The sequence below is a fragment of the Paenibacillus arenosi genome, assembly GCF_014841135.1.
Lineage (GTDB): Bacteria > Bacillota > Bacilli > Paenibacillales > Paenibacillaceae > Paenibacillus_B > Paenibacillus_B arenosi.
In genome coordinates this window covers 125,755-134,482 of sequence record NZ_JACYTN010000009.1, presented here as the reverse complement: position 1 = coordinate 134,482, position 8,728 = coordinate 125,755, and the positions used below count along the sequence as shown (strand labels likewise).

Here is an 8,728-nt window from a genome sequence, read left to right as displayed (position 1 = left end):
TTGTCTTTTGAATTCTGCTGTAAATGTACGTCTTTGTTTTGGCATAGTAGATCCGCTCCTAGTATTATTCTCTTCATTCTACTAGCCCTTATTTTTATTGTCCAACTAAGTGTAGCCGATCCAGTACTCCACGATGGCAATCTGTATCAAGTTCAGATTACTTGATGTTATTGATAACAAAGCAATCTATGTTTATGGAGATTGTTCTTTTGAAGGGATTAAGGAGGCAAGAACGTATTTAATAGAAGGCGGCTACTATGCATAGATGTAATCAGTTAACTAAGTGCAAGTAGATAAGAACGAATATATTCGAGGTGTTACATGGAAGTGATTCAAACCTACGATTATGAGCTGATAAGTAAGCTGAATGAGGAGGTTCAAGGGCTACATAGACAGTTGTATCCCGAGTATTTTAAAGAATATAACTACGAAGAAGTAAAACAGTTCTTCAAGCAAGTTATGACTAAAGATACGAACTATTTCTATGCTGTTAGAAACGGTGAGCAGGTTATGGGGTATGTATGGTTGGAAAAAAGAGCTTATAAGGAAAATGCTTTTTTTATGGCCTATGAATCTATATTTCTGCATCATCTTATTGTGCTGAGTGCATTTAGGAATAGTGGCGTAGGAAAACGGTTGATGGAAACCGTTTATAAAGCAGCAGAAAGCAGTGGAATAAAGAAAATTGAATTAGATTATTGGGCGAGTAATGAAGTGGCTAAGCGTTTCTATGAGATGAGAGGTTTTAAAAGGTATAGAGAATTTCTTTATAAGGATTTATGTTAAGAGCTCTAATTGAATAGTAATTTAAAAAATGAAAACCAACAGGTGAAAACAATGAAACCCATAAGAAATTCAGCCAAAGCAATAATTATAGAAGAGAACCGTTTGCTTTTAACGAAAAACAGCGATGATCAGGGCTACTTTTATTTATTCCCTGGTGGCGGTCAAGAAAAAGGAGAGGAGCTAAAAGCTGCAGTAGTCAGAGAATGCTTAGAAGAAATAGGCTGTGCAGTAGAAGTAGGAGATATTGTTTACATAAGAGAGTACATAGGTAACAATCATGAGTTCGCAGAATGGGACTATGACGTTCATCAGGTTGAATTTTATTTTGAATGTAGATTAGCGGGAGCGCAGGCTCCCAATAACGGACTTAATCCCGATGACAATCAAGTGGGAGTAGAGTGGATTGAGTTTGACAGACTACATGAAAAAAGAATTTACCCAAGAAAACTTATAGAGCAAATCATGCATAAACAATGTAAACCTTGTTATCTTGGAGATTCTAACTAGATCCCTAGGAGGAAGATGAAGCGATGGTAGCGATCACTCATGAAAAAATTTGTAGAGTATCGTAAATGCGGTATGGAGTGAGCAATTAGCCGAGACACAGTTAACGTTAATTGATTTACACACCCCATTATGGTTGTGGAGTCGTGGGGCTTTCAAGAAATATGTGAATAACAGCATATTCAAGTATCGCGCATTGTTGATTTCTCCACTTGGTAGTTTTTGTGTATAATAATGGAAGGTAGCTCGAGAACAAAAGAGAGAGTGAAAGGGGGAATTTCCTTGAACCTCCGAGATTATATGGGGAAGTACGTAAAGGTGTATACCAGTAATTTAGACTGGTTTATATGTGAGCCGCTTGAGGAAGTAAATGAAAGTCATCGAGCAGATGAATCTAGAATAGAGATTGTTGTGAGGTCAAGTGAAGATAGTGCATATGAAGTGGGCCAATTATTTTTAAAGCACATTGAAATAGAAAGAATAGAAGAATTAGATATGAATATTCAAGAGGGACTAAGATTAACCTTGAATTATTCGCCGGATATTAAAAATGTTTATAAAACAACGGATGTAGCGAGATTACCCCAAAGAGTGCTGTTTGGAAAAAGATGAGCCACATAAAAGAGAGGAGTGGTTTAGATGGATTTTGCAATTCTATTTATTCTAATTGTTATTGCTGTGCTTCTGTTTGAAATTAATAGTAAGCTACCGAATAGAGATCATGTAAAAGAAGCCCTGTTAAGAGATGAAAAAAGAAGAAAAGAAACGAAATAAAGTGAATGTTAAAGAATCAATCGAAAGGATGAACATTTATGATAACACTTAAAGAAATAAATCGAACCAATTTTTATGATGTCTTAAAGTTAAGTGTAACCGATGAACAAAAAGAGTTTGTAGCGTCCAATTTGTTTTCGCTTGCTCAGGCAAAGGCATTCCCAGAGTGCATTTGCTCGGCTATTTATAATGATGCTACTTTAGTTGGATTTACTATGTATTGTATAGATGAAGAAGACCAAGAATATTGGATTTATCGATTAATGATAGATGCGAAGTATCAGTCTAAGGGCTATGGGAAGGCTGCTATGGAGATGGTCATTGACAGGATTAAAGAGGATACACAACATCGGATCATCTACATAAGCTTCGAACCAAACAATGATTCGGCCAAACAATTGTATGTAAAATTAGGATTCGTCGAAGATGGCCGAGTTATAGATGGAGAAGTCGTTTATAAATTAGAATATTGATAAGTAAAACACCTATCATAGTTTAATAAGTTCTATGCGAGGCAGACCAGATGAATGGGCAGTACTTGGGCATGATTTTGAAAGGTAGCGTATATAAAGAATAGTTTGTACATAAGCGATGGAACGACTCTGTGCAGTGCTTTCAAATAATTGAGGCAAAGGAGATCATCTTTAATGAAGCTATCATCCAAGGAGCTATATTTGTCCCATGACATAAGGCTTGCCCACTTTGCTGCCGTATCTTCCTCCTTAACACAGCTTAATGATGATCAGCTTAGAAATCGATTGGAACAAGCTACGATTCTAAATACCGGAATTGGTGGTACAACGGCTTTGTTGCATATCGAGGATTTACCTGTTTTTGTGAAAAAGGTACGGCTTACGGAGTTAGAAAGAAGAGCTGAAAATGTTATGTCCACTAGAAATGTATTCGAACTCCCTCCAGCATGCCATTATGGCATAGGCTCGCCTGGTAGTGGCGCATGGCGTGAAGTCGCGGCCAACACGATGACTACGAACTGGGTACTGGAAAGACAGTGTGAGAACTTTCCTTTAATGTATCACTGGCGATTGTTAAAAAGTCCAAAATGCCGTGAGCCCATTTCAGATGAACTGAGCGATGTTCCACGACTGGTTGAGTTTTGGGGTTCTGCAAAAATAGGGGAGAGAATCGAGTCCCTTAAGGAAGCTCAATACGATGTGGTACTGTTCTGTGAGTACATTCCTTACAATCTCCATAACTGGCTTAACGACCAGGTCGCTAATGGTGAGCATGCAGCTTCTGCAGCGTTGTCATTGGTGGATTCTGAACTTAGGTCAACAGTCTGCTTTATGAATAAGAACGGATTATTTCATTTTGATGCGCACTTTAAAAATATTTTAACCGATGGACATCACCTTTATATTTCCGACTTTGGTCTCGCAACTTCTTCCCACTTTGAACTAAAAGATGCCGAATTAACGTTTATTGAATTGAATAAGAATCATGATGGCTATTATGTCGTGACATGGCTAGTGAACTGGCTTGTAGCAGCATTGGCGGGGAAGTTTGATCGTTCTGAACGCATTGAATTTATACGTCGTTGTGCTGAGGGTAAAGAAACCTTTGAATTGATGGATTCAGCAGCAGAAATTATTATGCGGTACGCTCCACTAGCTGTTGTGATCAATGATTTCTATACAAATCTTATGTCGAATAATAGAAACACCCCATTTCCATTGGAGGAGATTGAACGGGTATGTGTGGAAATGGGCTTGCAGGGAGTTTTGGGTGAATAATGAACAATCAAGGGGGCATCTAAGATATGAGTTCTCAATTAGAGGAGAAGTCATTAACTAACGCAGGTAAATATAATATTTTTTCATTGTTGTGTATATTCATTGTAGGTTTAAACAGGTTTATGAACGTAGGATTGTTTCGAGCATTTTATTTCGTACCGATGATCATCCATGCGATTCTTTTTTATTTTTCAAATCGTTCGTTTCATAGAATGGAATATCAAAAGTCAAAAGCAATGAAACTGGTTAACTACTCTGTCTATATATCTTTTTTACTGTCTCATATTTTATTGCCTGATACTGTGGGGACTGCTGGCTCAGATAGAGTTTTTTTCGGTCTACTAACAGATGAAGGATTAATAAGTACAGCTACCGTGGCTGCACTATTATTATTGTGGGTCAGTTTTATTTCGTTACTTGTACAAGTGATCTACAATTGGAGAGTAGGACGAAAGCTAAGGGAAGAAATGTTTAAAAAAGCGGGCCTTTTATAGACTACATGGCACTTATGAAATTAATACATTTAAATCCCGAGGAGGTTTTTACTATGCCGAACATTGAACATCTTCAAATCGTGAATGTGACGCCAGCAACAATGTATGAAGTATTAACAACAGCTAAAGGCTTATCAGAAGTATGGACGAATGAACTAACTGTTAAAGACGAGATCGGATTTATAAATGAGTTTCATTTTGGCAGTGATGATGTAACGAAGATGCAAGTGGTGGAATTGGAAAAAGATCGGAAAATTGTTTGGAGATGTGTAGATTCTGATCCGGAGTGGATTGATACGTTTATTTCATTTGAAATTGAAGAGAAAAATAATAAATCTCATATTACGTTGAAGCACTCGGACTGGAGAGAAGTGACAAGCTTTTATCGTTTCTGCAATTATAACTGGGGCATGTTTCTTTATAGCTTGAAATCCTATTGTGAAGATGGCATTGGGCTACCTTATCAGAAGCGTAAGTTCTAAATGAACGACCACGAAAATGATGGATTAGTGGTAGAATGAAGTGTGATGATACTACAACAAGTTAAGAATAATAAAGGTAAAGGAGCTCGTCAGAAATATGAGAATAAGAAAGAGTCTGCCTGCTCTTATTTGTATTTCTTTACTTTTAGTTGGGTGTGTATCGCAAAGTGAATTTGATCAAGTTCAGAATGAAAAGAGAAGTACAGAAGAAAAATTGGTTAATATAGAAAAAGATCTAGAATTAGTTCGTAAAAACGTTGAACGCCAAGCTAATGAGTTGAATAAAATTAGTGTTGAGAATTTACAATTGAAAGAAAAGATAGCTCTTTATCGTAGCGCAATCAATCCTAATTCCTATTCAAACAATTACAACACGAATGTTGAAGAAGAGCAGAAATAAGCGACTTTAAAGAATTAAAGCCGAATGATACGTTTCAATTAGACAACAATCGTTTTTATCCAGCAAAGCTTCCGCGAGCATGGAAGGATGGAAATGCCAACATAAAAATTACAAGTATCAAATTTAAAGAAGAGTAGTATAGTAAACCTGCCAATCTTGGCAGGTTTGTTTTTTTGAATGATAAGCAACTCTATTAACAAATAAAAAATATATGAGGTACTTGTATCAGTATTTTGTTACTTGTTTATATGGATTTATTTTTTACTCTGCTAATGCAACCGAGTTTTTAACGAAACACATGATTGATTTAGAAGGTTATATCATACAGCTATCTTTTGTTAGTGTTACATAGGTATCATCTTATGCTGTGGTTACAAATAGTAAATTGAAGAATAAAAAGAACGAGGTACGATAAATGAAGGATCTTTTGCCAAGAGACAAGCATGACTTTGAAACAGTTAATCAATTGAAACATGCTGAAAGAAAAGAGCTAATAAAACTATTACCAGAATTGCTAACATGGCTACAAGATATGAATTGGCCTATTTCCATTGACATATCAGAAATACTTGTAAAAACAATACCCCGAGAAACGATTCCTCTAGTTAAAAATATACTCAATGGCGACGATGACATTTGGAAAGAGTATTGTTTAAGATACTTTGTCATGAACCTACCTTCAGAACTACTTGCACTAGATAATCTTCAAGAAGATCTTATTAGGATAGCTACCAAGCCAACTAAGGGTGAAGAGCTAGAAGAAGTACATCTAACTGCACAAGAAATTATAAAGCTTAATAATTATGGAAAGTGATCCAAAAACAAAAAGGAGTTTTATGAAAAATAGAAAAAGTAGCAGAACTATGTTAAATAAGCTATTAGTCATAAATTTGATAACGATATGTTCATTTGTAACTAGCACATGGGATTTTGTAATGAAGGTAAGGGGATTTCTAGTTCAAACAAGTTTCAAAGGTGAGGCTATAATAGATACGGAGTTTAGTAAATTCACATTTATTATGGAAACAGAAACGCTTAGCGCCGCGATTATTTGCTCTCCACTCCTAATTGCAAGTACGGCGTTGATCATAAATGTACTTTACTTTTTTATTCTTTTATTGTCCCGTGATAAAAAAGTCATAGACCAGTAAAAGATGTCGTGAACTATAATGCAAGATGAATGGGTACAAAACTATGGTGGCTATCATCCGGGCGGACGCTGTGGACAGCTTCCATCCGGGCAGTCATTTTAGGTGTTTCAAACGAATATCCAACGGATTTTCTAACTGACATCCAGTCACGTTTCCTGCGAGGTTTCCAGAAATTCGTCAGGTAATCATGTGAAGTTATCGTAAAGCACAAGGATTAGGAGCACCGGTAGAGAATGCATGCAGGGAACATTCCCCAAACCGGCCGACACCTCGCCTGAATGTCGACACGAGTCGGATTCCTCGATTGATGGCAAGCCATTCCCGACGTTTCTTCTCCATTCGCTCTTTTTAGGCACCCTATGTTGGACAGATCAAAGTTTTACTATACATTCTTCGAAATCTTGATATAATTCTACCAAGGTCACCTTACCAAATATGATAGAAAATAGAATTGCTGGGTCTTTATGCCTATACAAACTATGCGTAAGAGACCAGTCCACTGGCTACCCAGCAAGCTGGCATGCGGGGACCGACAATTGTGGAAAATGACAGCCGAGAATATGTTGCTCCATGACGTCAGAAGGTTCAGAAAGGTTGAAGTCAACCTTATCCTAATTCCGATGGAGGATGAAGCACGTGAGCATTTTTGAAAAGCTGGAATCCAACGTAAGATCTTACTGCAGAAGCTTTCCGGTGGTGTTTGACCGGGCCAAAGGGGACCTGTTATATTCTGAGGACGGAAGAGCCTATATTGATTTTTTTGCAGGTGCCGGGGCACTGAATTACGGTCATAACAACGATTATATCAAGGAGCGGGTTCTCGACTACTTGACCTCCGACCGGATTATGCACGGTCTGGATATGTATACAACGGCCAAGCGCGAATTCATCCAGAGCTTCTCGGAGCGGATCTTGGAGCCAAAGAAGCTGAATTACAAGCTTCAATTCTGCGGTCCGACGGGGACGAACGCGGTGGAAGCGGCGCTGAAAATTGCACGCAAGGCGAAGAAGAGAACCGGGATATTCGCATTCATGGGTGGCTTCCACGGCATGTCGCTCGGCAGCCTGTCGACGACAAGCTCCAAGTCCATGCGGGAAGGAGCGGGGCTTCCTCTTGGCGGAGTTACCTTCATACCGCACCCGAGTGGGGCTTTCGCAGAAATGGATACGCTCGGCTACATCGAGAATATCCTGACTGATTCGCACTCCGGAATCGACAAGCCGGCTGCTATCCTACTTGAAACGGTACAAGCCGAAGGAGGAATTCACGTCGTCGACGCGCAGTGGCTGCGCGAGCTGCAGCAGCTTTGCCGCAGGCACGATATCCTGCTCATTACCGACGAGATTCAAGTCGGCTGCGGTCGGACAGGCGAATTCTTCTCCTTCGAACGTGCGGGGATCGAGCCGGATCTCATTACCTTGTCGAAGTCGATCGGTGGGTACGGCTTGCCAATGTCCTTGCTGCTGCTGAAGCCCGAACTGGATCTTTGGACACCAGGCGAGCACAACGGCACCTTCCGCGGCAACCAGCTCGCTTTTGTGGCAGCCAAGGCCGCTCTAGAGTTCCGAGACAAAGCCGATCTGGAAGCACAAGTGAAGCAGAAGGAAGAGTTTGTACGCTCATTCCTTGACAAAGAAATCAAGCCTCTGCATCCGTCCATCGCCATTCGCGGACTAGGCCTGATCTGGGGCATTGACGTCTCGGGATTCACGGATGAAGCCGGGGCGAAGCGGATGACGGAGATCAGCTTCGAGAACGGGCTCATCATTGAAAGAGCTGGCAGAGGAGACCTCGTCCTGAAGATCATGCCTCCGCTAACTGTCTCGATGGAGCATCTGGCCGCCGGCTGCGACATTATCAAGTCCAGTATGCAGCAGGTGATCTCTCAGGAGACACAGGATTTACTGGTAACGACCTAAGCTCGGCCACGCCGTTGGCCAACCCGGCAAGAGGAAAAAACAGTACCTTCCAAGGACCTTGACGCCCTGCTGTTAAGATAACGTCTTCAACCCGTTGGAAGATTTTCTCCCCATGTTGCCTTGGGTAGCGTCAGGCAGCATAGAATACACCGCCAATCCAAGGGCTGTTCCGCTCATGCCATACGGAGCGTTCTTTGAGCCTCATTTCAGCACGAACTTCACATCTAATCTTCACATCTAATCATTAGGAAAAGCTCACTGCCCCGCAGCCCGATTTTTACTTATCCACACCAGAGCTGCGGGGGAATACACAAATCGTACATAGAGTGTATCGATACCCCTACTACATAAGCTTCGACAAATGCAGCTCCGGTGCCGAATCCGAAGGTGCGGCCGACTTCCTGCTGGCTGGAACCCTACAGCAATCCTTACATCGATGGAAGGAACATCTCTTGTCCACACCCCC

At 40.3% G+C, this 8,728-nt stretch carries 11 protein-coding genes; all 11 read left to right on the top strand.

Annotated elements, in window-relative coordinates:
- The first annotated feature begins 321 nt into the window (after window positions 1–321).
- The 11 genes from IFO66_RS13395 (at window position 322) to ectB (ending at window position 8,262) form a co-directional block, all read left to right on the top strand.
- Window positions 322–786, top strand: a complete 465-nt coding sequence (locus tag IFO66_RS13395; RefSeq protein ID WP_192025622.1) for a GNAT family N-acetyltransferase — start codon at window positions 322–324, stop codon at window positions 784–786.
- Window positions 787–837: 51 nt separating this feature from the next.
- Window positions 838–1,293, top strand: a complete 456-nt coding sequence (locus tag IFO66_RS13390) for an NUDIX domain-containing protein (RefSeq protein ID WP_192025632.1) — start codon at window positions 838–840, stop codon at window positions 1,291–1,293.
- A gap of 279 nt (window positions 1,294–1,572) precedes the next feature.
- Window positions 1,573–1,902, top strand: coding sequence for a hypothetical protein (locus tag IFO66_RS13385; RefSeq protein WP_192025621.1), 330 nt, complete (start codon window positions 1,573–1,575; stop codon window positions 1,900–1,902).
- A 27-nt stretch (window positions 1,903–1,929) separates the two neighbouring features.
- On the top strand, window positions 1,930–2,064 hold the full coding sequence (locus IFO66_RS24100; protein ID WP_273015404.1) for a hypothetical protein: 135 nt from the start codon (window positions 1,930–1,932) through the stop codon (window positions 2,062–2,064).
- Window positions 2,065–2,102: 38 nt separating this feature from the next.
- Window positions 2,103–2,537: a GNAT family N-acetyltransferase gene (locus IFO66_RS13380; protein ID WP_192025620.1), complete on the top strand. Its 435-nt coding sequence runs from the start codon at window positions 2,103–2,105 to the stop codon at window positions 2,535–2,537.
- Between the two features lie 174 nt (window positions 2,538–2,711).
- Window positions 2,712–3,815, top strand: coding sequence for a protein kinase family protein (locus IFO66_RS13375; RefSeq protein WP_192025619.1), 1,104 nt, complete (start codon window positions 2,712–2,714; stop codon window positions 3,813–3,815).
- A 26-nt stretch (window positions 3,816–3,841) separates the two neighbouring features.
- Window positions 3,842–4,309, top strand: a complete 468-nt coding sequence (locus IFO66_RS13370; RefSeq protein WP_192025618.1) for a hypothetical protein — start codon at window positions 3,842–3,844, stop codon at window positions 4,307–4,309.
- A gap of 53 nt (window positions 4,310–4,362) precedes the next feature.
- Window positions 4,363–4,791: an SRPBCC family protein gene (locus IFO66_RS13365; protein WP_192025617.1), complete on the top strand. Its 429-nt coding sequence runs from the start codon at window positions 4,363–4,365 to the stop codon at window positions 4,789–4,791.
- 97 nt (window positions 4,792–4,888) lie between these two features.
- Window positions 4,889–5,191 carry a hypothetical protein gene (locus tag IFO66_RS13360; protein ID WP_192025616.1) on the top strand — a complete coding sequence of 101 codons (303 nt, stop codon included), beginning with the start codon at window positions 4,889–4,891 and terminating at the stop codon, window positions 5,189–5,191.
- 415 nt (window positions 5,192–5,606) lie between these two features.
- Entirely contained in the window at window positions 5,607–6,005 is a 399-nt protein-coding gene (locus tag IFO66_RS13355) for a DUF5071 domain-containing protein (protein WP_192025615.1), read from the top strand.
- Window positions 6,006–6,978: 973 nt separating this feature from the next.
- The gene (ectB, locus tag IFO66_RS13350; protein ID WP_192025614.1) at window positions 6,979–8,262 is read left to right on the top strand and encodes a diaminobutyrate--2-oxoglutarate transaminase; all 1,284 of its coding nucleotides are present in this window, start codon (window positions 6,979–6,981) and stop codon (window positions 8,260–8,262) included.
- Window positions 8,263–8,728 lie beyond the last annotated feature (466 nt).